We start from the raw sequence: 25,550 nt of genomic DNA, 5'->3' as shown, positions 1-25,550 counted from the left end.
GTCAGCCGCCATGGACCTCGAGACCTTCCGCAAGCTGGCGGCCGACCGCCGCGTGATCCCTGTCAGCCGCCGGCTCCTCGCGGACGGCGACACCCCGGTCGGGCTCTACCGCAAGCTCGCCGCCGAACGCCCCGGCACCTACCTCCTCGAGTCCGCCGAGAACGGCCGGTCCTGGTCGCGCTACTCCTTCGTCGGCGTCCGCAGCGACGCCACCCTCACGGTCCGTGACGGCCGGGCCCACTGGCTCGGCACGCCGCCTGTCGGCGTGCCGACCGACGGCGACCCCCTCCAGGCCCTGCGCGCCACCGTCGAGGCCCTGCACACCCCGCGCGACCTGGCCTCCGGCATGCCGCCCTTCACCGGCGGCATGGTCGGCTACCTCGGCTACGACATCGTCAGGCGCCTGGAGAAGATCGGCGAGCACGGCCGCGACGACCTGCGGCTTCCCGAGCTCACCATGCTCCTCACCAGCGATCTCGCGGTCCTCGACCACTGGGACGGCACGGTCCTGCTGATCGCCAACGCGATCAACCACAACGACCTGGAGACCGGCGTCGACGAGGCGTACGCGGACGCCGTCGCCCGCCTCGACGCGATGGAGGCCGACCTGGCCCGCCCGGTCGGGTCCACCCCCGCCGCCCTCCCCGTCTCCGAACTGCCGGAGTTCTCGGCCCTCTGGGGCGGCACGGCCTACCAGGACGCCGTCGAGGACATCAAGGAGCGGATCAGGGCGGGCGAGGCCTTCCAAGTCGTGCCCTCGCAGCGCTTCGAGACCCCCTGCGAGGCCTCCGCGCTCGACGTCTACCGGGTCCTGCGCGCCACCAACCCGTCCCCGTACATGTACCTCTTCCGCTTCGAGAACGGCTTCGACGTCGTCGGATCGTCGCCCGAGGCCCTCGTCAAGGTCGAGGACGGACAGGCGATGCTCCACCCGATCGCCGGCACCCGGCACCGCGGCGCCACCCCGCAGGAGGACCACGACCTCGCCGACGAACTGCTCGCCGACCCCAAGGAGCGCGCCGAGCACCTCATGCTCGTCGACCTCGGCCGCAACGACCTGGGCCGGGTCTGCGAACCGGGCTCCGTCGAGGTCGTCGACTTCATGTCGATCGAGCGGTACTCGCACGTCATGCACATCGTCTCGACGGTGACCGGGCGGGTCGCCGAGGGCAGGACCGCCTTCGACGTCCTCACCGCCTGCTTCCCGGCCGGCACGCTCTCCGGCGCGCCCAAGCCCCGCGCGATGCAGATCATCGAGGAGCTCGAGCCGTCACGGCGCGGCCTGTACGGCGGGTGTGTCGGCTATCTCGACTTCGCCGGCGACGCCGACACCGCCATCGCCATCCGTACCGCCCTCCTGCGCGACGGCACCGCGTACGTGCAGGCCGGAGCCGGTGTCGTCGCCGATTCCGACCCGGTGGGCGAGGACAACGAATGCCGCAACAAGGCGGCCGCCGTGCTGCGCGCGGTCCACACCGCCAACCGGATGAACGCCGCACCGGGCGCGTAGGGGATAGTGGGGTACGTGAGTGCCGTACCCGTACCCCAGCCCCGAGCCGCACGCGCGAGCGGCGCGGCCACCGCACCCGGTGGCCGCCGCAGCCTCGCCGCGGCCCTCCTGCTCGGTGCCCTCGGAGCCACCGTCGTCCTGCTCTCCGCGGGGCAGATCTGGGCCGAGGGGACCGCGACCGTCGGCGGCGGCACCGTGCCCGTCGAGGCCGACGGCGGCACCGTCACCGGCGTGCCCACGGCGCTCGCGATCGTCGGGCTCGCCGCCCTCGTCGCCGTCTTCGCCGTCCGCCGCACCGGCCGCACCCTCGTCTCCGGGCTTCTCGCCCTCAGCGGCGCCGGCGCCGTGGTCGCCTCCCTCCTCGGCGCCTCCGACAGCGACGCCCTGGACGCGGAGGCCGCCCGCATCACGGGCGACACCGCCGCCTCGGTGACCGGCCTGACCCACACCGCGTGGCCCTACGTCACCGCCGCCGGCGCGGTCCTCATCCTGCTCGCCGGGCTCCTCGCCCTGCGCTACGGCGCCGCCTGGCCCGCCATGGGCGGCCGCTACGAACGCGAGGGCGGCCCCCGGGGCGCCCGCCCGGCCCGCGGACCCGCCACCCGGCCCGGCACCGACCCCGACCGGCCCGAGGACCTGTGGAAGGCCCTGGACCGCGGCGAGGACCCCACGCACGACGGCTGAGCGCGACGCGTGACCCTTGCGCCACCCCGATTCATCCCCGCGCCCCTGTGTGCGGGACAATGACCCTGAGTGTCCGCGCAGGCGTGACCTCACCACTGAGCCACCACCGAGCAACAGCAACGAGGAGCAACTCATGGCGGGCAGCGCCCACGGACACACCCCGGCCGCCTGGACCGGTGTCATCATCTCCTTCATCGGCTTCTGCATCGCCGGAGTCTTCATGGTGGCGGCCAACGTGCCCGGCTTCTGGGCAGGGATCGCCGTCATCGCCCTCGGCGGTGTCGTCGGCCTCGCCATGAAGGCCGCGGGCCTCGGCATGCCCAAGGAGCCCGAGCACGTGGCGGCCGCCCGCGCGGCTGCGGCCGAGAAGGCCCGAGCCTGACGCACGACCCGCGAGAAGGCGCGGTCCGGCCGAGCCGGGCTGCGCCTTCCCGCGTCAGGGGCGAGAATCACCGGGTGGACGCGAAGCCGACGGCCCCCGCCGTGACCGACGAAGCAGCCCCGCCGCCGCCCTCGGCGCCCCCTCGGGAGGCGGTGCCCGAGCATCCGCGGCAGCCCGCCGCGCCGGTGTTCCGGCCCGGGCACGGGCCCCTGCCCGGGCAGCCCGGAGGAGCCGCGCCACTGTCGCGCGGCCGACGGCTGCTCACCCCCGTCGGCGCGCTCGGCGCCGTCGCCGCCGCCTTCGCCTACGTCGGCACCGTCGACCCCAACGAACCCGGCCACTACCCCGTCTGCCCCCTGCTGCGCTTCACCGGCCTGTACTGCCCCGGCTGCGGCGGTCTGCGCAGCGCCCACGCCTTCGTCCACGGAGAGCTCGGCACCGCCCTCGGCGCCAACGCCCTCGCCGTCGTCGGCTACGGCCTCTTCGCCGTCGTCATGGCCGTCTGGCTGATTCGCGCCGTCCGCGGGGTGCCGATGCGCTTCGCGATCTCCCCGCCCTGGTGGTGGGTGATCGGCGCCGTCGTGACCGCCTTCACCCTTGTGCGGAACCTGCCGTTCGGCGCCGCGCTCGCACCGTGAAGTCCCACCACGTGGGACGCACCTCCACCGGATGCGGGCCTCGGGCCGCGCTGCGGATACCATCGACATGGCTGAACCTGGTTCATCTTCACCAACGTCACCATCACCGTCCCGGAAGGGGGCCTCTCGCGTGAGTGTGCTCGACGAGATCATCGAAGGCGTGCGCGCCGACCTCGCAGAGCGGCAGGCGCGGGTCTCCCTCGACGAGCTCAAGGAGCGCGCCGCCAAGGCGCCGCAGGCCAAGGACGGCGTCGCCGCACTGCGCGGGGACGGCGTCAAGGTGATCTGCGAGGTGAAGCGCTCCAGCCCGAGCAAGGGCGCGCTCGCCGCGATCGCCGACCCGGCCGGTCTGGCCGCGGACTACGAGGCGGGCGGCGCGGCCGTCATCTCCGTGCTCACCGAGGAGCGCCGCTTCGGCGGCTCGCTCGCCGACCTGGAGGCCGTCAAGGCCCGGGTCGACATTCCCGTCCTGCGCAAGGACTTCATCGTCACCGCCTACCAGCTGTGGGAGGCCCGGGCGTACGGCGCGGACCTCGCGCTCCTGATCGTCGCCGCCCTCGAGCAGGAGGCCCTGGTCTCCCTCATCGAGCGTGCCGAGTCCATCGGCCTCACGCCGCTGGTCGAGGTCCACGACGAGGAGGAGGCCGAGCGCGCGGTCGAGGCCGGCGCGCGGGTCATCGGCGTCAACGCCCGGAACCTCAAGACCCTCAAGGTCGACCGCTCCACCTTCGAGCGCGTCGCCCCGGAGATCCCCGCGAACGTCGTCAAGGTCGCCGAGTCCGGCGTCCGCGGCCCGCACGACCTCATCGCCTACGCCAACGCCGGCGCCGACGCGGTCCTGGTCGGCGAGTCGCTGGTGACCGGCCGCGACCCGAAGGCCGCCGTCGCCGACCTGGTCGCCGCCGGCGCCCACCCGGCCCTGCGCCACGGCCGGAGCTGACCCGCCCGTGACCCGCCGCCACGACACGCCGCACGCCCCGGGCCCCGCCGCCCGGAGCGTGGCCGGCGTGCCGGCGGCGCCCGGTCGCCGCGGCAGGCTCCGTACCGCCGCCGCGCCCGTCCACCCCCCGCTCGCCCGCGGCTGCCGTCCGCGCGGCTGCCGCGCGCCCGCCCGCCGTGTCCACGGCCGCCGGGTGCGGTACGTGATCGGCGACGAGCCCGGCCAGGTCAACGGCATGCGATGGCGCCCGCGCACCGCGCGCGCCACCACGACCACCGCCTGACACCTCGCCCCCTCCGTGTGGGGCCGCGGATGTTCGACGGCGGTGGCCGGTGCGCGCATAACGTGACCGCCAACCGCACGTCACCCGGGGCACACGCCCCGCGAGGAGCAGCCGCATGTCCAGCGAGTTCTTCATCCCGGACCCCGAGGGTCAGGTCCCCAGCGCCGAGGGCTATTTCGGAGCCTACGGCGGCAAGTTCATCCCGGAGGCCCTCGTCGCCGCCGTGGACGAGGTCGCCGTCGAGTACGACAAGGCCAAGGCCGACCCCGAGTTCGCCCGCGAGCTCAACGACCTGATGGTCCACTACACCGGCCGCCCCAGCTCCCTCACCGAAGTGCCCCGGTTCGCCGGGCACGCCGGCGGCGCCCGGATCTTCCTCAAGCGCGAGGACCTCAACCACACCGGCTCGCACAAGATCAACAACGTGCTCGGGCAGGCCCTGCTCACCAAGCGCATGGGCAAGACCCGCGTCATCGCCGAGACCGGCGCCGGCCAGCACGGCGTCGCCACCGCCACCGCCTGCGCCCTCTTCGGGCTCGAGTGCACCATCTACATGGGCGAGATCGACACCCAGCGCCAGGCGCTGAACGTCGCCCGCATGCGGATGCTCGGCGCCGAGGTCATCGCGGTGAAGTCCGGCAGCCGCACCCTGAAGGACGCCATCAACGAGGCGTTCCGCGACTGGGTCGCCAACGTGGACCGCACCCACTACCTCTTCGGCACGGTCGCCGGACCGCACCCCTTCCCGGCCATGGTCCGCGACTTCCACCGCGTCATCGGCGTCGAGGCCCGCCGCCAGATCCTGGAGCGCGCCGGACGCCTGCCCGACGCCGCCGTCGCGTGCGTCGGCGGCGGTTCCAACGCCATCGGCCTCTTCCACGCCTTCATCCCCGACAGCGGCGTCCGGCTGATCGGCTGCGAGCCGGCCGGCCACGGCGTCGAGACCGGCGAGCACGCCGCCACCCTCACCGCAGGCGAGCCCGGCATCCTGCACGGCTCCCGGTCGTACGTCCTCCAGGACGACGAGGGCCAGATCACCGAGCCGTACTCCATCTCGGCCGGCCTGGACTACCCCGGCATCGGCCCGGAGCACTCGTACCTCAAGGACACCGGCCGCGGCGAGTACCGCGCCGTCACCGACGACGAGGCCATGCAGGCCCTGCGGCTGCTCTCCCGCACCGAGGGCATCATCCCGGCCATCGAGTCGGCACACGCGCTGGCCGGCGCGCTCCAGGTCGGCAGGGAGCTGGGCGAGGACGGCCTGATCGTCGTCAACCTCTCCGGGCGCGGCGACAAGGACATGGACACGGCCGCCCGGTACTTCGGCCTGTACGACACCGACGCGGCCGCCGTCGAGGCCGACGCCGCCGCCGAGGACGGCGCGGGCGAGATCCGGAGGGACACCAAGTGAGCGGCAACATCCAGCTTCTCGGCGAGACCCTGGCCAAGGCCAAGGCGGAGAACCGCGCGGCCCTCATCGCCTACCTGCCGGCCGGGTTCCCGACCGTGGACGGCGGCATCGCGGCCGTCAACGCCGTCTTCGACGGCGGGGCCGACATCGTCGAGGTGGGGCTCCCCCACAGCGACCCGGTCCTGGACGGCCCCGTCATCCAGACCGCCGACGACATCGCCCTGCGGGGCGGCGTCAGGATCGCCGACGTCATGCGCACGGTCCGCGAGGCGCACGCCGCCACCGGCAAGCCGGTGCTCGTGATGACGTACTGGAACCCGATCGACCGCTACGGCATCGAGCGCTTCACCGAGGAGCTGGCCGCGGCCGGCGGCGCCGGCTGCATCCTGCCCGACCTGCCGGTCCAGGAGTCCGCGACCTGGCGCGAGCACGCCGACAAGCACGGTCTCGCCACCGTCTTCGTCGTCGCGCCGAGCAGCAGGGACGAGCGACTGGCCACCATCACGGCCGCCGGCTCCGGCTTCGTCTACGCCGCCTCCCTGATGGGCGTCACCGGCACCCGCGAGTCGGTCGGCGAGCAGGCCGCCGACCTCGTCCGCCGCACCCGCGCCACCGCGGACCTCCCGGTCTGCGTCGGCCTCGGCGTCTCCAACGCCGAGCAGGCCAAGGAGGTGGCGGCCTTCGCCGACGGCGTCATCGTCGGCTCCGCCTTCGTCAAGCGGATGCTCGACGCGCAGGACGAGGCCGCCGGGCTCGCCGCCGTAAGGGAACTGGCGGGCGAACTCGCCGAGGGCGTGCGACGCACCTTGTAGCCCGTATGGGTGGACTGTGACCGGGGAGGCGCGTACGCGCCTCCCCGGTTCGTTGCTGAGGGCGTGAGCGAGAAGAACCGAGACGGTAAGCAGAGCGCGCGGGAGCGCCTCAAGGAGCAGCGCGACCGCGACAAGGCGCGCGAGAAGCAGAGGCGCGTCCTCATCGTGTCGGCGGCGGTCGTCGGCGTCCTCGGCCTGGCCGCGGTCGTCGGTGTGATCGCGGCCAATAGCGGCGGCAAGGACAGCGGCTCCGACAAGGCGGGACCGGTCGTCGCGCCCACCGGCGCGATCGGCGACGACGCGCCGGCGATCCCGACGGGGCGGACGGACGCTCCGGCGACGCTCACCATCTGGGAGGACTTCCGCTGCCCGGCGTGCGCGTCCTTCGAGAACGCGTTCCGGGACACCATCCACGAGCTGGAGGCGTCCGGCGCCCTCAAGACCGAGTACCACCTGGCCACCATCATCGACGGCAACATGGGCGGCAGCGGCTCCCTGCGCGCGGCGAACGCCGCGGCGTGCGCCCAGGACGCCGGGAAGTTCACGGCCTACCACGACGTGCTCTACATCAACCAGCCGCCGGAGACCGACGACGCCTTCGCGGACAACGCCAAGCTGCTGGAGCTGGCCGCGAAGGTGCCGGGCCTCGACACCCCCGGTTTCCGCAGCTGCGTCGAGGACGGCACCCACGACAGCTGGGTCGGGAAGTCCAACACGGCCTTCAAGAACAGCGACTTCCGCGGGACGCCGTCGGTGCTCCTCGACGGAGAATCGATCTTCCCGACGAAGGGGAGCGAGCAGATCTCCCCGGAGAACCTGAAGAAGTGGGTCGCCGAGGCCGCCAAGGGCAAGAAGCCCGGCACGGCCTCCCCGGAGGCCACCGGCTGAGACCGGTAGTTACGCATACGTTGCCGGGCGGGCTGCCGTCCCGCCCGCCCGGCAGGGTAGCGTCGGTCCTGCCATGGACCTTGCCTACATTCCCAGCCCGTCGACCGGTGTGATCAACCTCGGACCGGTTCCGCTGCGCGGCTATGCCTTCTGCATCATCATCGGTGTCTTCGTCGCCGTCTGGTACGGCAACAAGCGCTGGATCGCCCGGGGCGGCAAAGCCGGCACCGTGGCCGACATCGCCGTCTGGGCGGTGCCCTTCGGCCTCGTCGGCGGCCGGCTCTACCACGTGATCACCGACTACCAGCTGTACTTCAGCGAGGGTGAGAACTGGGTCGACGCCTTCAAGATCTGGGAGGGCGGCCTCGGTATCTGGGGCGCCATCGCGCTCGGCGCGGTCGGTGCCTGGATCGGCTGCCGCCGCCGTGGCATCCCGCTGCCGGCGTACGCGGACGCCATCGCGCCCGGCATCGCCCTCGCCCAGGCGATCGGCCGCTGGGGCAACTGGTTCAACCAGGAGCTGTACGGCAAGCCCACCGACCTGCCCTGGGCCCTGAAGATCAGCGCCGGTGCGAACCGCGAGCCCGGGCTCTACCACCCGACCTTCCTCTACGAGTCGCTGTGGTGCATCGGTGTCGCTCTGCTCGTGGTCTGGGCGGACCGCCGCTTCAGGCTGGGCCACGGGCGGGCCTTCGCCCTCTACGTCGCCGCGTACTGCGCCGGCCGCGGCTGGATCGAGTACATGCGCGTCGACGAGGCGCACCACGTCCTCGGCCTGCGCCTGAACGTGTGGACGGCGATCGTCGTCTTCGTCCTGGCCGTCGTCTACATCGTGATCTCGTCGCGGGTGCGCCCGGGACGGGAGGAGATCGTGGAGCCCGAGGCGAAGGGCGACAAGGCGTCCGGCCGGTCCGAGGACGCGGACGTCAAGGGCACGGAGGACGCGAAGGGCTCCGAGGGCGGGGCCGCCGACGCCCAGGACTCCGCGACCGGTTCGGCGTCCGGCTCCGGGGACTCCGGCTCCGCCGAGGGCGAGGAGCCGGCGGACGCGCCGCGGGACGGCGAGTCCGCCAAGGACGGCGCCGACCACGGAGCGGGAGCCTCCGGCAAGAGCTGACCCTCCCCCCTTCGCGCACAGGGCCGCCCGGTACCGAGAGGTACCGGGCGGCCCTGTCGTCGTACACCGCCCTGTCGTCGTCCTAGGCCCTCGCGGCCAGGGCCAGCACGCGGCGGGCGCCGTCCACCACGGCCGCGTCGACGAAACGGCCGTCCGGAAGGGCCAGGGCACCCGCCTCCGCCTCCGCCGCCTTGACGACCTCCTCGGCCGCGGCGACCTCGTCGGGTGTCGGGAGGTACGCCTGCTCGATGACGGGGAGCTGGCGCGGGTGGATCGCCGCCCGGCCCAGGAAGCCGAGGGAACGGCCCCGGGCGCAGTCGGCCGCCAGCGTGTCCAGGTCGCGTACGTCGGGGTGGACGGACTGGGCCGGGGGCGGGAGGCGCGCCGCGCGGGCGGCGACCACGACGCGGCTGCGCGGCCAGTCGAGTCCGCTGTCGTGGCGTAGCCCCAGGTCGGCGCGGAGGTCCGCCTCGCCGAGGGCGATGCCGTGGACGGCCGGGTGGGCCGAGGCGATGGCGTAGGCGTGCTCGACGGCCAGCGCGCTCTCCAGGAGCGGGAAGAGCGGAACGCCGGGGAACGCTTCGGCGATCCGGTGGATGTCAGTGGCGTGTGTCACCTTGGGAACACGGAAACCGCCGAGGCCGGGGAGGGAGGCCAGGGGAGCGATGTCCCGGGGGGTGTGGATGCGGACGTGGATCGGCACGGGGTGGGGGTCGGAGAGCAGATCGACGGTGGCGGAGAGGGCGTATGCCTTGCGTTCCGGCGCCACCGCGTCCTCCAGATCGACGATGACCACGTCGGCGCCGGAGGTCAGGGCCTTGCCGACGACGGCGGGGCGGTCGCCGGGTGCGTACAGCCAGGTGAGGGGATGGCTCATACGGCTCCCTCGGCGCGCAGCGCGCTGATCTCGGCGGCGGAGAGGCCCAGCTCGGCGAGCACGTCGGCGGTGTCGGCGCCGTGGGGGCGGCCGGCCCAGCGGATCGCGCCGGGGGTGTCGGAGAGCCGGAAGAGGACGTTCTGCATGCGGATCGGACCCAGCTCGGGGTCGGGGACCTCGGTGACGGTGTCGAGGGCGCGGTACTGCGGATCCTCCATCACGTCCCGGATGTCGTAGACGGGCGCGATCGCGGCCTCGGCCTTCTCGAAGGCGGTCATGGCCTCCTCGCGGGTGTGGCGGGCGATCCAGGTGCCGACCGCCTCGTCGAGGACGTCCGCGTGGTCGGCGCGGCCTGCTCCGTCGGCGAACCACGGTTCGTCGATCAGTTCGGGGCGGCCGACCAGCCGCAGGACGCGCTCCGCGATGGACTGGGCGGAGGTGGAGACGGCGACCCAGGAGCCGTCGGCGGTGCGGTAGGTGTTGCGCGGGGCGTTGTTGCGGGAGCGGTTGCCGGTGCGCGGCTGGACATAGCCGAGCTGGTCGTACCAGAGGGGGTGCGGTCCGATGACGGAGAGGATCGGTTCGATGATCGCCATGTCCACGACCTGGCCGCGGCCGGTGGCCGTCCTGGCGGCGATCGCGGTCATCACCGCGTACGCCGTCGCCAGGGCGGCGATCGAGTCGGCCAGACCGAAGGGGGGAAGGGTGGGCGGGCCGTCCGGCTCGCCGGTGATGGAGGCGAAGCCGCTCATGGCCTCGGCGAGGGTGCCGAAGCCGGGGCGGTGGGAGTACGGCCCGAACTGCCCGAAGCCGGTGACCCGGGTGAGGACCAGCTCCGGGTTGACGGCGGAGAGCTCCTCCCAGCCCAGACCCCAGCGTTCCAAGGTGCCGGGGCGGAAGTTCTCCACGATCACGTCGGCGTCGGCGGCGAGGCGCAGCAGGGTGTCCCGGCCGCCGGGGGCGGACAGATCGAGGGTCATCGTCCGCTTGTTGCGGCCGAGGACCTTCCACCACAGGCCGACCCCGTCCTTGGCGGGGCCGTGCCCACGGGACGGGTCGGGCCTGCGGGGATGCTCGACCTTGATGACGTCGGCTCCGAAGTCGCCGAGCATCATGGCGGCCAGGGGCCCGGCGAAGAGGGTGGCGAGGTCGAGGACGCGCAGGCCGTGGAGAGGGGCGGCCTTTCCGGGGGGCGTCAGCGGGGGCCTCATACGGCGTCAACCTCCCGTCCGGTGAGGGAGGCGTGGGCCGTGTCGATCTCGGAGCGGTACGGCATCGAGGAGGAGGCGCCCTCCCGCTGGACGGAGAGCGCGGCGGCGGTCGACGCCCAGGCCAGCGCTTCGGGGACGGGGCGGCCCTCGCCGAGGGCGACCGCGAGCGCGCCGACGAAGGTGTCCCCGGCGGCGGTGGTGTCCACGGCCCGGACGCGGGGGGCCGGGACGGTGACCGGTTCGCCGCCCCGGGCGAGGTAGAGGCTGCCCGCGGCGCCGAGGGTGATGACCACCTCGGGCACGTCCCGCAGCAGCGCCGCCGCCGCGGCGTGCGGGTCGGCGATGCCCGTGAGCGCGGCCGCCTCGTGCTCGTTGGGCACCAGGAGGTCGGTCGCGGCGAGGAGTCCGGCGGGAAGCGGCTGGGCGGGGGCGGGGGCGGGGGTGAGGACGGTACGGACGCCGAGGCGGCGGGCGGTGGCGGCGCCTTCGGCGACGACGGAGAGGGGGAGTTCGAGCTGGAGGAGGAGGGCGCCGGCGGTGCCGATCAGGGCCTCGTCGCCGTGGGTGAGGGAGGTGACGGTGCCGTTGGCGCCGGGGACGACGACGATCGCGTTGCCGCCCTCGTCGTCGACGACGATGTGGGCCGTGCCCGAGGGGCCTTCGGAGGTGCGCAGCAGGTCGGTCTCGACCCCTGCCCCCTCCAGCGCGGCCCGGAGCCGCAGGCCGAAGTCGTCGTCGCCGACGGCGCCGATCATCGCGACCTCGGCGCCGGCCCGGGCGGCCGCGACGGCCTGGTTGGCGCCCTTGCCGCCGGGAATGGTCCGGAACTCCCGGCCGGTGACGGTCTCTCCGCGTGCGGGGGCCCTGGGCACGAACGCGACGAGGTCCATGTTGGTGCTGCCGAGCACCACGATGCCGGTCATGGGTGTACTGCCTCCAGATGCGTCAGTTCGGCCAGGGTGTCGAAGCCGATGCCGTCGAAGGACGGGACCGAGGTCGACAGTCGGTTCTTGAGGGGGGAGGTCCAGCGCGTGGGCAGCCGGTCGGGGTGGCCGGCGAGCAGACCGGCGACCGATCCGGCGGTGGCGCCGTTGGAGTCGGTGTCCCAGCCGCCGGAGACCGCCGCGCACAGGGAGCGGGAGAAGTCGCCGTCGGCATGGGTGAGCGCGGCGGCGAGCAGGGCGGCGTTGGGAACGGCATGGACCCAGTGGTACCCGCCGAGGGTGGCGTGCAGCCGGTCCACGACGGCGTCGAAGTCGGCGGTCGCGCCCGCGGTGTCGATGCCCAGGCGCACCGCCTCGGCGAGGCGTGAGCGGGAAGGGATGACGGTGAGACCGGAGGCCAGCGCCTGGTGGACGTCGGCGGTGCCGGTCGCGGCGGTGGCGAGGACCGCGGCGACGAACATGGCGCCGTAGACGCCGTTCGCGGTGTGGGTGAGCGTCGCGTCCCGGTGGGCCTGCGCGGCGGCGGCGGCCGGGTCGCCCGGGTGGGTCCAGCCGTGGACGTCGGCCCGGATCTGGGCGCCGATCCACTCGCGGAAGGGATTGCGGCGGACGGCGGTCAGCGGGGGTTCGACGCCGTCGAGGAGGTTGCGGTAGGCGACGCGCTCGGCCGTGAAGGTGCGGCCGGCGGGCAGCTCGTCGAGCCAGAGGCGGGCGACGTCGGCGGTGGTGAAGTCGCGGCCGTACCGCTGGAGGAGAAGCAGGTTGAGGAGGGGGTAGTTGAGGTCGTCGTCCTCGGGCATGCCGTCGATGTTCTCGGCGAGCGAGGTGGGTGCGGAACGGCGGTTCCAGGGGTGGGCGGCGAGCAGCTCGGGGGGCACGCCCCTGGCGGTGAACCAGGACGAGAGCGGCCAGTTGCCGGCGGCGCGGGCGAGGGCGCGGATGGCGGGGAGCGGCAGCTTCTCGACGGGCTTGCCGAGCAGGCAGCCGGCGGCGCGGCCGAGCCAGGCGGCGTGCAGACGGTCACGGAGGGGGGAGGGCTCCGCCGGGCCGGGGGCGGGGGCGGTGGGCCGGGTGGTCGGGCGGGGGAGCGGGGGAGGAGGGGCTCCGGGGGTTGGGGACGGTGAGATACCGGGGGGCGGTGCGGCAGGTGAGGCGCCGCGGGCGGGGGGAGGAGCGTGACCCGGGGGCGCAGGAGGTGAGGTGCCGGGGGTGCTCGCGCTTGCCTGGATGGCGGCGAGGGCGGTGGGTTCCCGGACGGCCAGGGGGGAGGGCAGGGCGGCCAGTTCGTCGAGGAGGCGTTCCGCCAGAGGGCGGAGGCCGGGGCGCGGGGTCGGTGAGGCGCCCGCCAGGGGAGGCGCCGGCCTGCCGCCCGCCGCCTGCCAGCGGGCCGCGATCGAGGAGGCGTCGCGGCCGTCCTCCGCCGCCTGGCGGAGTTCGTGCCCGACCAGGTCCTCCGGCTGCACCCAGGTGACGCGCAGGTTCATCGGTCCGCGCTCGTCAGGGCCGCGTACGCCGACTCGTGCGCCCGGCGCCGGGCGGTGTCCCGCTCGAAGACCTCCCGCGCGACCGCGCTCAACGCCGCCGCCGGGGCGTGCAGATCCAGACGGCTCGCCTCGGCGACCCGCTTGGCCCAGTCGGCGGGCACGGCGGACTCGCCGTGCAGGGCGCCCACCACCGCCCCCGCCATCGTCGCGATCGAATCGCAGTCACGCCCGTAGTTGACCGCGCCCAGTACCGTACGGCGGTAGTCGCCCTCGCCCACCAGGAGCATGCCCAGGGCCACGGGCAGCTCCTCGATCGCGTGCAGACGCGACGGGCGGCGCGCGCCGAGGGACGGAGCGCGGTAGTCGGGGCCCACCGAGTCGAAGGGCGCCACGGCGGCGCGCAGCGGTACCAGGGCCGACTCGAAGTCCGTGTACCGCGCGGCGACTTCGGCGACCGCCTCGATCGCCGCCCGGGTGCCGTCCTTCGCGAGGGAGAGCGCGGTGTCCACCACGGAGGCGGGTGTGGCGGAGGGATCGCAGGCCGCCGCCACCGCCGCGGCGAACACCCCCGCGGCCTCCCTGCCGTACGAGGACTGGTGCGCGCCCGCGACGTCCAGCGCCTCGGCGTAGGCGGCCCGCGGGTCGGCCGCGTTGACCAGCCCGACGGGCGCCATGTACATCGCCGCACCGCAGTTGACGATGTTCCCGTTGCCCGCCTCGCGGGGGTCGACATGGCCGTAGTGGAGCCGGGTCACGATCCACTTCTCGGCGAGGAAGATCCGCTGGAGGGGGAGTGCCTCGGCCTCCAGCTCCGGGATCCAGACGGGGTTCGCGATGAGTTCGGGCACCAGGTGGTCCGCCACCGCGAACGCGTCGAGGTGGTCGCGCACCGTCGCGTACACCCTGACGAGCGCGTGCGTCATCAAGGTGTCGTCGGTGACATGCCCGTCTCCCTTGTGGTAGGGCGCGAGGGGGCGGGCCGTGCGCCAGGAGTCGCCGTTCCAGGGGCCGACGATGCCGGTGATCCGGCCGCCGTGGCGCTCCAGGATCTGGGTCGGGGTGTAACCCTCGACGGGGCCGCCGAGGGCGTCGCCCACGGCGGCCCCGACGAGACTGCCGGTGATCCGGTCATCCAGTGTGGGTGTCATGCCGGAATTGTCCACCCGTGGTGGTCAGTTCCGTGTCTCCCAGCAGCCCGGCGAGTTCGACCAGGTCCGTGCCCGCGAGGCGGGGGAGTGCGCAACCGGCGAGGGTGCGGCAGGCGTCGCGCCAGGTGGCGGGGACGGAGGCGCCGCCCCCGAGCGCCCCGGTGAGCGCGCCCGCGAGCGCGGGGGCGGAGTCGGCGACGCGGGAGAGGCAGGCGGCCGCGGGCACGGCCGCGGCCGTCCGGCCGCGTGCGGCGAGGGCGAGGGCGAGCGCGACGGGGACGGTCTCGGCGGCGGCGATGCCGTAGCTGTAGACGTGGTCGACGATCTGGTGCTCCAGGAGGGGGACGAGTTCGAAGGCGGACTCCGCGTCCTGGGCCATCTTCACGGCCTGCTGGGCGTTGCGCCCGATCTCGGTGGCGGGCGGGAGCTGGGCGAGCGCGGCCGCCACGGCGTCGTCCACGGTCGCCCCGCCGAGCGCCGCGGCGACGGCCGCCGCCATCGCGCGGGCTCCGTGGACACCGTCGCCGTCCTGGGTGTACCGGGCGTCGAACTCGGCGAGTTCGGCCGCCGCGACCGGATCGCCCGGGTGGACGACGGCGAGCACGACGGCGCGGACGCAGGCGGCGTCGTCGAAGAAGTGCGGGTTGTCGTGGCCGGTGGCCGGCGGGCGCAGACCGGTGGCGAGATTGCCGAGCCCGGCGCGGACCGAGATCCGGGCCCGCAGGGGCAGGACGGCGGACTCCACCTCGGGGGCGCGGTCGGCGGCGGCGGCGATCTGGCCGGCGAGCGAGTTCCAGGCGAGGTCGACGGCGGCCCGGAGACGGCGGTCGGGAGCGAGGGAGGAGAAGAGGGGACCCGCGGAGGCGAGGACGGCCTCGGCGGTGAAGACGGCCCACTCGGCGTCGTCCGAGGGGCCGAGGCGGAGCGGCTCGGGGGGCTGGTTGAGGGCGATGGGCACGGGAAGGGTGGTGGTCGCGTTCTGCTCGGCGAACGTGTCGAGTTCGCGGGTGAGCCGGCGGGTCCACTCGGGCATGCGGGCGGCGCGGTGGCGGGCGGCCGGCCAGCCGGCGGCGTCGCCCGCCGCGAGACCGAGGAGCAGTCCCTCGACGCTGTCGGTGCGGGACCGCCCGCCCCGCCCGCCCGTCCCGGGAGCGCCCTGCGCGGTTGCGGAAGCGTTCCCGGGGCCGGAGGTGCCGGGCTGGGCGGGCCGGGGTCGGGCGTCGTCGTCGCCGGTGACGCCCTGGTCCTCCGCTGTTCGCGGGATGCCGGGCCTGGCGGGCGGTGGCCGGCCGTCGTCCATGGCGGTGTCGCCGTATGGGAGGACGGTGGGAGGCCCGGCCACGGCGGGAGGCTCGGTCAGAGAGGGGGCGGAGGCGGCGGCGGAGGCTCCGGAGCCGTGGGCGCGGTGGGTGGAATCCGTCGTCGTCATGCCGCGTCCTCCTCGTCCGCCGTCAGCAGGTCGGCGATGTCCAGGACGTGGTAGCCCCGCATCGACGGCAGGCAGCTGCCCTTCACCGGGCCGATCGCCGTCGCCCATTCCTCCGGGATCGCCGAGGCGCCCGCCGCCGCGCCGGCCAGCGCGCCCGCGACCGCCGCCGTGGTGTCGGCGTCCCGGCCCATGTTGACCGCGGTCAGGACGGCCGTACGGAAGTCGCCCCGCGCCGCAGCGAAGGCGCCGAAGGCGAGGGCGACGGCCTCGGGCGCCAGGTCCGTCCACGGGTATCCGCCGATGACGACCGCCGAGCGGACGGTGCGCTCCCTGGTCAGGGCGTCGGGCTGGATCCGCTGGGCCGCCACCACCGCGCGGCGCATCGAGCGGGCCGTCCAGGAGTCCATCGGGACCACGGAGAGCGCGGCCGCGATGACCGAGGTCACCGACGCGCCCGTCATCGCGGCCGCGACGCCGGCCGCCACCGCCTGGCCGCCGTAGATCCCCTCGCCGTCGTGGCTGACGCTGCCGTCGATGGCGACGAGCCTGGCCGCCTCGGAGGGGCGCCCCGCCGCGAAGACCCCGAACGGGGCGGCGCGCATGGCGAGCCCGTCCGACCAGGCGTGACGGTGCTGGGCGGAGATGGGAGCGGCGAGGCCCCGCCGGAGGTTCTCCAGGGTGCCCCGCTCACTGAACCCGGCCCCCCGGAAAGGGCCCTCGTCCAGGTCGGCGATCCAGTGGTGCCAGGCCCGTTCCACGTGGCGGACGGTCAGCGCGGAGCCGTGGCGGGCGAGCAGCAGTCCGGAGAAGATCGCGTACTCCGTGTCGTCCGTACCGGCCGGCCGGTCCGTCACGAAGCCCTCGATCCGGCCCCAGCGGCGGCGGATCTCCGAGGGGCGCATGTTCTCGGCGGGGGCGCCGAGCGCGTCACCGACCGCGAGGCCGAGCAGCGCGCCTCGGGCGCGCTCGCGCGTGCCGCAGATCCTGGTCCCCGTCTCGCTCACCATCTCGCTCCTCTTTCACGGTTCCCTGATCTGTCCCCGCGAGGGGCGCGAAGAGTGCGCGGAACCGTTTCTGTCACCCGCCTGACGCCACGTCGGAAAGATCAGGTGAGCCTTACTAAGTACGGCCTGCCTTGCTGGCGCGCCCCTTACATCGCGCGTATTTTCGACAGTGCTGGGGGTGGCGGGGTCAGCCCGACCCGCTGGAACGACAGGGGAGAAGCATGTCCATCATCGAAACCGAGGCGCCGCTCCACGAGGCGCACCGCGACAACCACACGCACCGTGACGTGAACGGCGGATGGCTGCGCCCCGCCGTGTTCGGGGCGATGGACGGCCTCGTCTCCAACCTCGCCCTCATGACCGGTGTCGCCGGTGGCGCGGTCTCCCAGCAGACCATCGTGATCACGGGCCTCGCCGGACTCGCGGCCGGCGCGTTCTCCATGGCGGCCGGCGAGTACACCTCCGTCGCCTCGCAGCGGGAGCTGGTCCAGGCCGAGCTGGACGTCGAGCGCCGGCAGCTGCGCAAGCACCCGGTCGACGAGATGGAGGAGCTGGCCGCGCTGTACGTCTCCCGGGGCGTCGAGCCCGCGCTCGCCCGCGAGGTGGCGATGCAGCTCTCCCGTGACCCCGAGCAGGCGCTGGAGATCCACGCCCGCGAGGAGCTGGGCATCGACCCCGACGACCTGCCCTCGCCGATGATCGCCGCCGTGTCGTCCTTCGGCTCGTTCGCGCTCGGCGCCCTGCTCCCCGTGCTGCCGTACCTGCTCGGTGCGACCGCGCTCTGGCCCGCCGTGCTCCTCGCCCTCGTCGGGCTCTTCGCCTGCGGCGCGCTCGTGGCCCGGGTGACGGCCCGCAGCTGGTGGTTCAGCGGCCTGCGCCAGCTCGTCCTCGGCGGCGCCGCCGCGGCCCTCACGTACGGTCTCGGCATGCTCTTCGGAGCGGCGCTCTGACACGTGCGCCCGGATCCCCCGGGCCCGGGCCCGGGCCCGGAATCCTCGGCCCTTGACTCGTAGGCGCCCCCGGCCCCGGGCTCCCCGGCCGGGACCCGGGACCCCCGGCCCCTGACGTAGAGGCGCCCCCGGCCCCTGGCCGTAGCTGCCCGGACCCCGGAAGGCGGCCCCCGCCCCGGCCCACGCCCTGCGGCGGGGGCCTTTCGCGTGCATGCTGGCTGTGACGTATATCCCTGAGCGGATCCGCCGGACCAGTGAGACACTATGCACAGCGCGACATATCTAGCCGGTTACCCGGCGGTTTCGAAACCCTGACCGCAGGGCATGAGGCGTAAGCGCCGCGGGCAATGAAGCCCGCTCCGCGACAGGTCGTCGAATCCTTACGAATGCCACAAGATCGACCTGTCCACCTGTGAACCAACGCCACCGCTCCGTGTCAGCGGTGTCCGCATGCTGGAATGAGCTATCCGCTTCCCGAGAAGCCAGCCATCATGTAACCTGCACGAAATTTCGCGGAGGGCCAACGTCGTCCCTCGGCTGCTGCATATGCCACGACGACGACGGGAGAGCCGATGCGTTCCGACGCCTGGTCGCCCATGGACGGTCGCCCCGCTCCGCAGGGGATGTACGACCCCCGTAACGAACACGACGCCTGTGGTGTCGGGTTCGTGGCCACCCTCACCGGTGTAGCCAGCCACGCGCTGGTCGAGCAGGCGCTGACCGTACTGCGCAACCTCGAGCACCGCGGCGCCACCGGCTCCGAGCCCGACTCCGGAGACGGAGCCGGCATCCTGCTCCAGGTCCCGGACGCCTTCCTCCGCGAGGTCACCGACTTCGACCTCCCCGCCGCCGGCGCCTACGCCGTCGGCATCGCCTTCCTCCCTGCCGACGGCTCCGCACAGGCCGTCTCGCAGATCGAGACGATCGCCGCCGAAGAAGGCCTCGACGTCCTCGGCTGGCGCGAGGTCCCCGTCGCCCCCGAGCTGCTCGGCGCCTCGGCCCGCTCCACCATGCCCGTCTTCCGCCAGCTCTTCGTCACCGACGGCCGGAACACGGACATCGCGCTCGACCGCAAGGCCTTCCTCCTGCGCAAGCGCGCCGAGCGCGAGGCGGCGACGTACTTCCCGTCGCTCTCCGCCCGCACCATCGTCTACAAGGGCATGCTGACCACCGGCCAGCTGGAGCCCTTCTTCCCGGACCTGTCGGACCGCCGCTGCGCCACCGCCGTGGCCCTGGTCCACTCCCGGTTCTCCACCAACACCTTCCCGAGCTGGCCGCTGGCCCACCCGTACCGCTTCGTCGCGCACAACGGCGAGATCAACACGGTCAAGGGCAACCGCAACTGGATGGTGGCCCGCGAGTCCCAGCTCGCCTCCGACCTCTTCGGCGAGGGCAAGCTCGACCGCATCTTCCCCGTCTGCACCCCGGACGCCTCCGACTCCGCCTCCTTCGACGAGGTCCTGGAGCTGCTCCACCTCGGCGGGCGCTCCCTGCCGCACAGCGTCCTGATGATGGTCCCGGAAGCGTGGGAGAACCACGAGACCATGGACCCGGCCCGGCGCGCCTTCTACCAGTACCACGCCACGATGATGGAGCCCTGGGACGGCCCGGCCTGCGTCACCTTCACCGACGGCGTCCAGGTCGGCGCGGTCCTCGACCGCAACGGTCTGCGCCCCGGCCGCTACTGGGTCACCGACGAGGGCCTCGTCGTCCTCTCCTCCGAGGTCGGCGTCCTCGACATCGACCCCGCCAAGGTCGTCCGCAAGGGCCGCCTGCAGCCCGGCAAGATGTTCCTCGTCGACACCGCCGAGCACCGGATCATCGAGGACGACGAGATCAAGGCCGGCCTCGCCGCCGAGAACCCGTACGCCGAGTGGCTGGAGACCGGCGAGATCGAGCTCGAGGACCTCCCCGAGCGCGAGCACATCGTCCACACCCACGCCTCGGTCACCCGCCGCCAGCAGACCTTCGGCTACACCGAGGAAGAGCTCCGCATCATCCTCGCCCCGATGGCCCGCACCGCCGGCGAGCCGCTCGGCTCCATGGGCACGGACTCCCCGATCGCGGCCCTGTCCGAGCGCCCCCGGCTGCTCTTCGACTACTTCACCCAGCTCTTCGCGCAGGTCACCAACCCGCCGCTGGACGCCATCCGCGAGGAGCTCGTCACCTCGCTGCGCTCCTCCCTGGGCCCGCAGGGCAACCTGCTGGAGCCGACCTCGGCCTCGTGTCGCAGCGTCACGCTCCCCTTCCCGGTGATCGACAACGACGAGCTGGCCAAGCTCATCCACATCAACGCCGACGGCGACATGCCCGGCATGAAGGCCGCGACCCTGTCCGGCCTGTACCGGGTCTCCGGCGGCGGCGAGGCCCTGGCCGCCCGCATCGAGGAGATCTGCGCCGAGGCCGACGCCGCGATCGAGGGCGGCGCCCGCCTGATCGTCCTCTCCGACCGGCACTCCGACGCCGAGCACGCGCCGGTCCCGTCGCTGCTGCTCACCGCGGCCGTCCACCACCACCTCATCCGCACCAAGCAGCGCACCCAGGTGGGCCTGCTGGTCGAGGCCGGCGACGTCCGCGAGGTCCACCACGTGGCCCTCCTCATCGGCTACGGCGCCGCCGCCGTCAACCCGTACCTCGCGATGGAGTCGGTCGAGGACCTGGTCCGCGCCGGCACCTTCATCGAGGGCCTGGAGCCCGAGCAGGCCATCCGCAACCTGATCTACGCCCTCGGCAAGGGCGTCCTGAAGGTCATGTCCAAGATGGGCATCTCGACCGTCGCCTCCTACCGCGGCGCCCAGGTCTTCGAGGCCGTCGGCCTCGACCAGGCCTTCGTCGAGAAGTACTTCAACGGCACCGCGACCAAGATCGGCGGCGCCGGCCTCGACGTCGTCGCCAAGGAGGTCGCCGCCCGGCACGCCAAGGCATACCCCGCCTCCGGCGTCCCCTCCGCGCACCGCGCGCTGGACATCGGCGGCGAGTACCAGTGGCGCCGCGAGGGCGAGCCGCACCTGTTCGACCCCGAGACCGTCTTCCGCCTGCAGCACGCCACGCGCAACAAGCGGTACGACATCTTCAAGCAGTACACGGACCGGGTGAACGAGCAGTCCGAGCGCCTCATGACGCTCCGCGGCCTCTTCGGCATCACCTCGGACCGCCCCTCGATCTCCATCGACGAGGTCGAGCCCGCCTCCGAGATCGTCAAGCGGTTCTCGACGGGCGCCATGTCGTACGGCTCCATCTCCCGCGAGGCGCACGAGACCCTCGCCATCGCCATGAACCAGCTGGGCGGCAAGTCCAACACCGGTGAGGGCGGCGAGGACCCGGACCGCCTGTACGACCCGGCGCGCCGCTCCTCCATCAAGCAGGTCGCCTCCGGCCGCTTCGGTGTCACCAGCGAGTACCTGGTCAACGCCGACGACATCCAGATCAAGATGGCGCAGGGCGCCAAGCCCGGCGAGGGCGGCCAGCTGCCCGGCCACAAGGTCTACCCGTGGGTCGCCAAGACGCGTCACTCGACGCCCGGCGTCGGCCTCATCTCGCCGCCGCCGCACCACGACATCTACTCCATCGAGGACCTGGCTCAGCTGATCCACGACCTCAAGAACGCCAACCCGGCCGCCCGTATCCACGTGAAGCTGGTCTCCGAGGTCGGCGTCGGCACGGTCGCCGCGGGCGTCTCCAAGGCCCACGCGGACGTCGTCCTCATCTCCGGCCACGACGGCGGCACGGGCGCCTCGCCGCTCACCTCGCTCAAGCACGCGGGCGGCCCCTGGGAGCTCGGCCTCGCCGAGACCCAGCAGACCCTGCTGCTCAACGGCCTGCGCGACCGGATCGTCGTCCAGACCGACGGCCAGCTCAAGACCGGCCGCGACGTCGTCATCGCCGCGCTGCTCGGCGCCGAGGAGTTCGGTTTCGCGACCGCGCCGCTCGTCGTCTCCGGTTGCGTCATGATGCGCGTCTGCCACCTGGACACCTGCCCGGTCGGCATCGCCACCCAGAACCCGGTCCTGCGGGACCGTTTCTCCGGCAAGGCCGAGTACGTCGTCAACTTCTTCGAGTTCATCGCCGAAGAGGTCCGCGAACTCCTCGCCGAGCTGGGCTTCCGCACCCTCGAGGAGGCCGTCGGCCACGCCGAGCTCCTCGACACCAGCCGCGCCGTCACCCACTGGAAGGCGCAGGGCCTGGACCTGGCCCCGCTCTTCCACGTGCCCGAGCTGCCCGAGGGCGCGGTCCGCCACGCCCTGGTCGAGCAGGACCACGGCCTGGAGAAGGCCCTCGACAACGAGCTGATCGAGCTCGCCGCCGAGGCACTGGGCGCGAACTCGGCCGAGGAGGCGCAGCCGGTCCGGGCCCAGGTCGCGATCCGCAACATCAACCGCACGGTCGGCACCATGCTCGGCCACGAGGTCACCAAGAAGTTCGGTGGCGCGGGCCTGCCCGCCGACACCATCGACATCACCTTCACCGGCTCCGCCGGCCAGTCGTTCGGCGCCTTCCTGCCGAGCGGTGTCACGCTCCGCCTGGAGGGCGACGCCAACGACTACGTCGGCAAGGGCCTCTCCGGCGGCCGTGTCGTCGTCCGCCCGGACCGCGGCGCCGACCACCTGGCCGAGTACTCCACGATCGCGGGCAACACCATCGCGTACGGGGCGACCGGCGGCGAACTGTTCCTGCGGGGCCGCACCGGCGAGCGCTTCTGCGTCCGCAACTCCGGCGCGCTGGTCGTCTCGGAAGGCGTGGGCGATCACGGCTGCGAGTACATGACCGGCGGCACCGCGGTCGTCCTCGGCGAGACGGGCCGCAACTTCGCGGCCGGCATGTCGGGCGGCGTCGCGTACGTCGTCGACCTCGACCGGGACAACGTCAACTCCGGGAACCTGGCCGCCGTCGAAGCCCTGTCGGACACCGACAAGGCATGGCTGCACGACGTCGTGCGCCGCCACCAGGAGGAGACGGGCTCGACCGTCGCCGAGAAGCTCCTCGCCGACTGGGCCGTGAACGCCGACCGCTTCAGCAAGATCATCCCGACCACGTACAAGGCAGTGCTCGCCGCCAAGGACGCCGCTGAGCTCGCCGGTCTCTCCGAGGCCGAGACCACCGAGAAGATGATGGAGGCGGCGACCAATGGCTGACCCCAAGGGCTTCCTGACCACCGGGCGCGAGGTCGCCAAGACCCGGCCGGTGGGCGAGCGAGTCAAGGACTGGAACGAGGTCTACGTTCCCGGCTCCCTGCTGCCGATCATCAGCAAGCAGGCCGGCCGCTGCATGGACTGCGGCATCCCGTTCTGCCACAACGGCTGTCCGCTCGGGAACCTGATCCCCGAGTGGAACGACTACGCCTACCGCGAGGACTGGTCCCAGGCCTCCGAGCGGCTGCACGCCACCAACAACTTCCCGGAGTTCACCGGCCGCCTGTGCCCGGCTCCGTGCGAGGCCGCGTGCGTGCTCGGCATCAACCAGCCGGCCGTCACCATCAAGAACGTCGAAGTCTCCATCATCGACAAGGCGTGGGACAGCAACGACGTCAAGCCGCAGGCGCCCGAGCGCCTGTCCGGCAAGACCGTCGCGGTCATCGGCTCCGGCCCGGCGGGTCTCGCCGCCGCCCAGCAGCTGACCCGGGCCGGCCACACGGTCGCCGTCTTCGAGCGCGCCGACCGCATCGGCGGCCTGCTGCGCTACGGCATCCCCGAGTTCAAGATGGAGAAGCGGCACATCAACCGCCGCATCGAGCAGATGCGCGCGGAGGGCACCAAGTTCCGCACGGGTGTCGAGATCGGCCGTGACATCACCGCGAAGGACCTGCGCAAGCGGTACGACGCCGTGGTCATCGCCGCCGGTGCCACCACCGCCCGCGACCTGCCGGTCCCCGGCCGGGAGCTGGCCGGCATCCACCAGGCGATGGAGTACCTGCCGCTCGCCAACAAGGTCGTCGAGGGCGACTTCGTGGCTCCGCCGATCACGGCCGAGGGCAAGCACGTCGTGGTCATCGGCGGCGGCGACACCGGCGCGGACTGCGTGGGCACCGCCCACCGCCAGGGCGCGGCCTCGGTCACCCAGCTGGAGATCATGCCGCGACCGGGCGAGGACCGCGCGGCCGGCCAGCCGTGGCCCACGTTCCCGATGCTCTACAAGGTCACCTCGGCACACGAGGAGGGCGGCGAGCGGGTCTACTCCGTCTCCACCACCCACTTCGAGGGCGACGAGGACGGCAACGTCCAGTTCCTGCACCTGGTCGAGGTCGAGTTCATCGAGGGTAAGCTGACCCAGAAGCCGGGCACGGAGCGCAAGATCCCCGCCCAGCTGGTGACGCTCGCGATGGGCTTCACGGGTACGGACGTCGAGAACGGTCTCGTCTCGCAGTTCGGCTTGGAGCTCGACGAGCGCGGCAACATCGCGCGGGACGCGGACTTCGCCACCAACGTCGGTGGCGTGTTCGTGGCCGGCGACGCGGGCCGCGGTCAGTCGCTGATCGTCTGGGCGATCGCCGAGGGCCGCTCGGCGGCGCGCGGAGTCGACCGCTTCCTGACGGGCGCGAGCGACCTCCCGGCCCCGATCCGCCCGACGGACCGTTCCCTGACGGTCTGATCCGGCAGCACCCTGAGACGTCCCGTACAACGACGTACGGAACTGAGCGCGGCGCCTTCCCGAATGTCCCCGACCGGACGACTGGGCGGGCGCCGCGGCGCGTCCCGGGAAGGCACGCCCGGCGGACGGAGTCCGGCGCGGCCGGCCGAAGCCCGGGAGGCCGCCCGCGGCCGATCGGTGCGAGGGCGGCCTCGAGGAAGGGCACCGGACGGCTGGGCGGGCGCCGCGGCGCGTCCCGGGAGCAGAGGGGTCAGCCGCCGCTCGGGGCGATCCAGGTGATCAAGGACGCCGCCGCCACGGCCAGGACGCCCAGCAGGCCCATCCAGCGCGCCCAGTCCGTCATCCGCCGGACCGTACGGGCGCGCTTCCGCTCGTAGCGGAGGATCTGCACCGCACCGAGGGGGCGGGTCGCGCCCGGGCGCTCGTGGACGGCGGAGACCATCATCCACGAGGCCACGATCAGCAGCAGGAACGCTCCGGCGAGCAGCCCGATCACCGACCACCTCGGCCCGGGCGACAGCTTGCTCAGGTTCTCCTGGCCCTTCAGCACGAAGATCACCGTGAGTAGACCGGTGAGCGTCGTGAGGAAGTTGCGGTACCCCTCCGCCTGCTGGAGGGCCGCCCGCAGCTGCGCCGGCGGGGTCGCCATCGCGCCGGCCCGCGCCTCGGCGTCGCGGAGTTCCTCCGCCGTGTACTCGCTCACCGGGGAAGCCCCGACGGCGGGAAGGCGATCCAGAAACCGGCGCCGCAGCCCCGGTCCGCCCCGGCCGGCCGGTTCACGTGCCAGGACGTGCAGACGCACGGGGTGTACCACGGGCCGTCGTCGTCATCGGGCCGGTGCTTGCGGCTGAAGGGCCCCTTCGTCGCGACGTACTGGCCGAAGGGCCAGACCTTGGTCATCACGCACCGGCAGGCGGGGCACTCACCGGTCGCCTCGTACCGGCCCTCGCCCTCGGAGCGGTACTCCCAGAGGAAGGTCGTCGCGGCCTCGGTGAGCGGCAGGTGCCGGTCCTCGTACGGGACGGTGGAACTCATGGGCGCGGGCCTCCGGGCGTGGGCAGCTCAAGGGCGAACAGTCGGGCGTAGCGACGGAGCCGGTCGAGGACGTCGTCCTCGGTAAGCTCCGTCTCCTCGGCGCACAGGACGACGTGGTCCGGGTCGACGGGCCCCTCGTCTCACCACCACCCCAACGCCCATGATTCCAGATCCTGTTACTCCGGGTGTCGGCCCTTCGCGAGAGGGCCTCGGCGATC

The 25,550-nt window shown here is 73.3% G+C and carries 22 protein-coding genes and 1 pseudogene; 13 read left to right on the top strand and 10 right to left on the bottom strand.

Going from position 1 to position 25,550, the window contains the following annotated elements; all coding sequences use genetic code 11:
• The first annotated feature begins 10 nt into the window (after positions 1–10).
• From ACZ68P_RS01255 to lgt, 10 genes are all read left to right on the top strand, one after another.
• Positions 11–1,510, top strand: coding sequence for an anthranilate synthase component I (locus ACZ68P_RS01255; RefSeq protein WP_471000775.1), 1,500 nt, complete (start codon positions 11–13; stop codon positions 1,508–1,510).
• A 6-nt stretch (positions 1,511–1,516) separates the two neighbouring features.
• Positions 1,517–2,194: a TIGR02234 family membrane protein gene (locus ACZ68P_RS01250; protein ID WP_471000771.1), complete on the top strand. Its 678-nt coding sequence runs from the start codon at positions 1,517–1,519 to the stop codon at positions 2,192–2,194.
• 133 nt (positions 2,195–2,327) lie between these two features.
• Complete coding sequence (locus tag ACZ68P_RS01245) at positions 2,328–2,576, top strand: HGxxPAAW family protein (RefSeq protein ID WP_471000769.1); 249 nt, start codon at positions 2,328–2,330, stop codon at positions 2,574–2,576.
• A gap of 74 nt (positions 2,577–2,650) precedes the next feature.
• Positions 2,651–3,214, top strand: a complete 564-nt coding sequence (locus tag ACZ68P_RS01240; protein WP_471000766.1) for a DUF2752 domain-containing protein — start codon at positions 2,651–2,653, stop codon at positions 3,212–3,214.
• Between the two features lie 130 nt (positions 3,215–3,344).
• Positions 3,345–4,154 carry an indole-3-glycerol phosphate synthase TrpC gene (gene trpC, locus ACZ68P_RS01235; RefSeq protein WP_471000764.1) on the top strand — a complete coding sequence of 270 codons (810 nt, stop codon included), beginning with the start codon at positions 3,345–3,347 and terminating at the stop codon, positions 4,152–4,154.
• 58 nt (positions 4,155–4,212) lie between these two features.
• Positions 4,213–4,437, top strand: a complete 225-nt coding sequence (trpM, locus tag ACZ68P_RS01230; protein ID WP_471002369.1) for a tryptophan biosynthesis modulator TrpM — start codon at positions 4,213–4,215, stop codon at positions 4,435–4,437.
• Between the two features lie 115 nt (positions 4,438–4,552).
• Complete coding sequence (gene trpB, locus ACZ68P_RS01225) at positions 4,553–5,848, top strand: tryptophan synthase subunit beta (protein WP_471000761.1); 1,296 nt, start codon at positions 4,553–4,555, stop codon at positions 5,846–5,848.
• A complete protein-coding gene (gene trpA, locus ACZ68P_RS01220; protein ID WP_471000758.1) occupies positions 5,845–6,660 on the top strand; it encodes a tryptophan synthase subunit alpha in 816 nt (271 codons plus the stop codon). The genes trpB and trpA overlap by 4 nt, the downstream gene beginning before the upstream one ends.
• Before the next feature lie 63 nt (positions 6,661–6,723).
• A complete protein-coding gene (locus tag ACZ68P_RS01215) occupies positions 6,724–7,548 on the top strand; it encodes a thioredoxin domain-containing protein (RefSeq protein ID WP_471000755.1) in 825 nt (274 codons plus the stop codon).
• 73 nt (positions 7,549–7,621) lie between these two features.
• Entirely contained in the window at positions 7,622–8,665 is a 1,044-nt protein-coding gene (lgt, locus tag ACZ68P_RS01210; protein ID WP_471000752.1) for a prolipoprotein diacylglyceryl transferase, read from the top strand.
• Between the two features lie 82 nt (positions 8,666–8,747).
• On the opposite strand, the gene ACZ68P_RS01205 is transcribed toward lgt, so the two are convergent.
• The 7 genes from ACZ68P_RS01205 to ACZ68P_RS01175 form a co-directional block, all read right to left on the bottom strand.
• Complete coding sequence (locus ACZ68P_RS01205; RefSeq protein WP_471000750.1) at positions 8,748–9,542, bottom strand: HpcH/HpaI aldolase/citrate lyase family protein; 795 nt, start codon at positions 9,540–9,542, stop codon at positions 8,748–8,750.
• Positions 9,539–10,753 carry a CaiB/BaiF CoA transferase family protein gene (locus tag ACZ68P_RS01200; protein ID WP_471000747.1) on the bottom strand — a complete coding sequence of 405 codons (1,215 nt, stop codon included), beginning with the start codon at positions 10,751–10,753 and terminating at the stop codon, positions 9,539–9,541. The genes ACZ68P_RS01205 and ACZ68P_RS01200 overlap by 4 nt, the downstream gene beginning before the upstream one ends.
• On the bottom strand, positions 10,750–11,676 hold the full coding sequence (gene rbsK, locus ACZ68P_RS01195; protein ID WP_471000744.1) for a ribokinase: 927 nt from the start codon (positions 11,674–11,676) through the stop codon (positions 10,750–10,752). Before rbsK ends, ACZ68P_RS01200 begins: the two co-directional genes overlap by 4 nt.
• Complete coding sequence (locus ACZ68P_RS01190; RefSeq protein WP_471000741.1) at positions 11,673–13,181, bottom strand: ADP-ribosylglycohydrolase family protein; 1,509 nt, start codon at positions 13,179–13,181, stop codon at positions 11,673–11,675. Before ACZ68P_RS01190 ends, rbsK begins: the two co-directional genes overlap by 4 nt.
• Complete coding sequence (locus tag ACZ68P_RS01185; protein WP_471000738.1) at positions 13,178–14,329, bottom strand: ADP-ribosylglycohydrolase family protein; 1,152 nt, start codon at positions 14,327–14,329, stop codon at positions 13,178–13,180. Before ACZ68P_RS01185 ends, ACZ68P_RS01190 begins: the two co-directional genes overlap by 4 nt.
• Complete coding sequence (locus tag ACZ68P_RS01180) at positions 14,310–15,629, bottom strand: ADP-ribosylglycohydrolase family protein (protein ID WP_471002366.1); 1,320 nt, start codon at positions 15,627–15,629, stop codon at positions 14,310–14,312. The genes ACZ68P_RS01185 and ACZ68P_RS01180 overlap by 20 nt, the downstream gene beginning before the upstream one ends.
• Before the next feature lie 125 nt (positions 15,630–15,754).
• Positions 15,755–16,762: an ADP-ribosylglycohydrolase family protein gene (locus ACZ68P_RS01175; RefSeq protein WP_471000735.1), complete on the bottom strand. Its 1,008-nt coding sequence runs from the start codon at positions 16,760–16,762 to the stop codon at positions 15,755–15,757.
• Between the two features lie 221 nt (positions 16,763–16,983).
• Here ACZ68P_RS01175 and ACZ68P_RS01170 point away from each other — a divergent pair, with 221 nt between their 5' ends.
• The 3 genes from ACZ68P_RS01170 to ACZ68P_RS01160 all read left to right on the top strand — a co-directional run bounded on the left by ACZ68P_RS01170 (position 16,984) and on the right by ACZ68P_RS01160 (position 24,297).
• Entirely contained in the window at positions 16,984–17,712 is a 729-nt protein-coding gene (locus ACZ68P_RS01170; protein WP_365715124.1) for a VIT1/CCC1 transporter family protein, read from the top strand.
• Between the two features lie 572 nt (positions 17,713–18,284).
• Positions 18,285–22,844, top strand: a complete 4,560-nt coding sequence (gene gltB / locus ACZ68P_RS01165; RefSeq protein ID WP_471000732.1) for a glutamate synthase large subunit — start codon at positions 18,285–18,287, stop codon at positions 22,842–22,844.
• On the top strand, positions 22,837–24,297 hold the full coding sequence (locus ACZ68P_RS01160; RefSeq protein ID WP_471000729.1) for a glutamate synthase subunit beta: 1,461 nt from the start codon (positions 22,837–22,839) through the stop codon (positions 24,295–24,297). The genes gltB and ACZ68P_RS01160 overlap by 8 nt, the downstream gene beginning before the upstream one ends.
• A gap of 250 nt (positions 24,298–24,547) precedes the next feature.
• On the opposite strand, the gene ACZ68P_RS01155 is transcribed toward ACZ68P_RS01160, so the two are convergent.
• The 3 genes and pseudogenes from ACZ68P_RS01155 to ACZ68P_RS01145 form a co-directional block, all read right to left on the bottom strand.
• The gene (locus tag ACZ68P_RS01155; protein WP_471000726.1) at positions 24,548–25,000 is read right to left on the bottom strand and encodes a hypothetical protein; all 453 of its coding nucleotides are present in this window, start codon (positions 24,998–25,000) and stop codon (positions 24,548–24,550) included.
• Positions 24,997–25,332, bottom strand: a complete 336-nt coding sequence (locus ACZ68P_RS01150) for a hypothetical protein (protein ID WP_471000723.1) — start codon at positions 25,330–25,332, stop codon at positions 24,997–24,999. The genes ACZ68P_RS01155 and ACZ68P_RS01150 overlap by 4 nt, the downstream gene beginning before the upstream one ends.
• A pseudogene (locus tag ACZ68P_RS01145) lies at positions 25,329–25,454 on the bottom strand (wHTH domain-containing protein); the annotation flags it as partial. The pseudogene ACZ68P_RS01145 and the gene ACZ68P_RS01150, both read right to left, overlap by 4 nt.
• Positions 25,455–25,550: the final 96 nt, after the last annotated feature.

The sequence above is a fragment of the Streptomyces sp. NPDC036822 genome, assembly GCF_055609145.1.
This window is presented reverse-complemented; position numbering and strand designations above follow the sequence as displayed.

Coding starts and splice junctions, on each gene's coding strand:
- ACZ68P_RS01255 (WP_471000775.1), top strand. CDS start 11: ATGGACCTCGAGACCTTCCGCAAGCTGGCGGCCGACCGCCGCGTGATC.
- ACZ68P_RS01245 (WP_471000769.1), top strand. CDS start 2,328: ATGGCGGGCAGCGCCCACGGACACACCCCGGCCGCCTGGACCGGTGTC.
- trpB (WP_471000761.1), top strand. CDS start 4,553: ATGTCCAGCGAGTTCTTCATCCCGGACCCCGAGGGTCAGGTCCCCAGC.
- lgt (WP_471000752.1), top strand. CDS start 7,622: ATGGACCTTGCCTACATTCCCAGCCCGTCGACCGGTGTGATCAACCTC.
- ACZ68P_RS01205 (WP_471000750.1), bottom strand. CDS start 9,542: ATGAGCCATCCCCTCACCTGGCTGTACGCACCCGGCGACCGCCCCGCC.
- ACZ68P_RS01200 (WP_471000747.1), bottom strand. CDS start 10,753: ATGAGGCCCCCGCTGACGCCCCCCGGAAAGGCCGCCCCTCTCCACGGC.
- rbsK (WP_471000744.1), bottom strand. CDS start 11,676: ATGACCGGCATCGTGGTGCTCGGCAGCACCAACATGGACCTCGTCGCG.
- ACZ68P_RS01190 (WP_471000741.1), bottom strand. CDS start 13,181: ATGAACCTGCGCGTCACCTGGGTGCAGCCGGAGGACCTGGTCGGGCAC.
- ACZ68P_RS01185 (WP_471000738.1), bottom strand. CDS start 14,329: ATGACACCCACACTGGATGACCGGATCACCGGCAGTCTCGTCGGGGCC.
- ACZ68P_RS01180 (WP_471002366.1), bottom strand. CDS start 15,629: ATGGACGACGGCCGGCCACCGCCCGCCAGGCCCGGCATCCCGCGAACA.
- ACZ68P_RS01170 (WP_365715124.1), top strand. CDS start 16,984: ATGTCCATCATCGAAACCGAGGCGCCGCTCCACGAGGCGCACCGCGAC.
- gltB (WP_471000732.1), top strand. CDS start 18,285: ATGCGTTCCGACGCCTGGTCGCCCATGGACGGTCGCCCCGCTCCGCAG.
- ACZ68P_RS01160 (WP_471000729.1), top strand. CDS start 22,837: ATGGCTGACCCCAAGGGCTTCCTGACCACCGGGCGCGAGGTCGCCAAG.
- ACZ68P_RS01150 (WP_471000723.1), bottom strand. CDS start 25,332: ATGAGTTCCACCGTCCCGTACGAGGACCGGCACCTGCCGCTCACCGAG.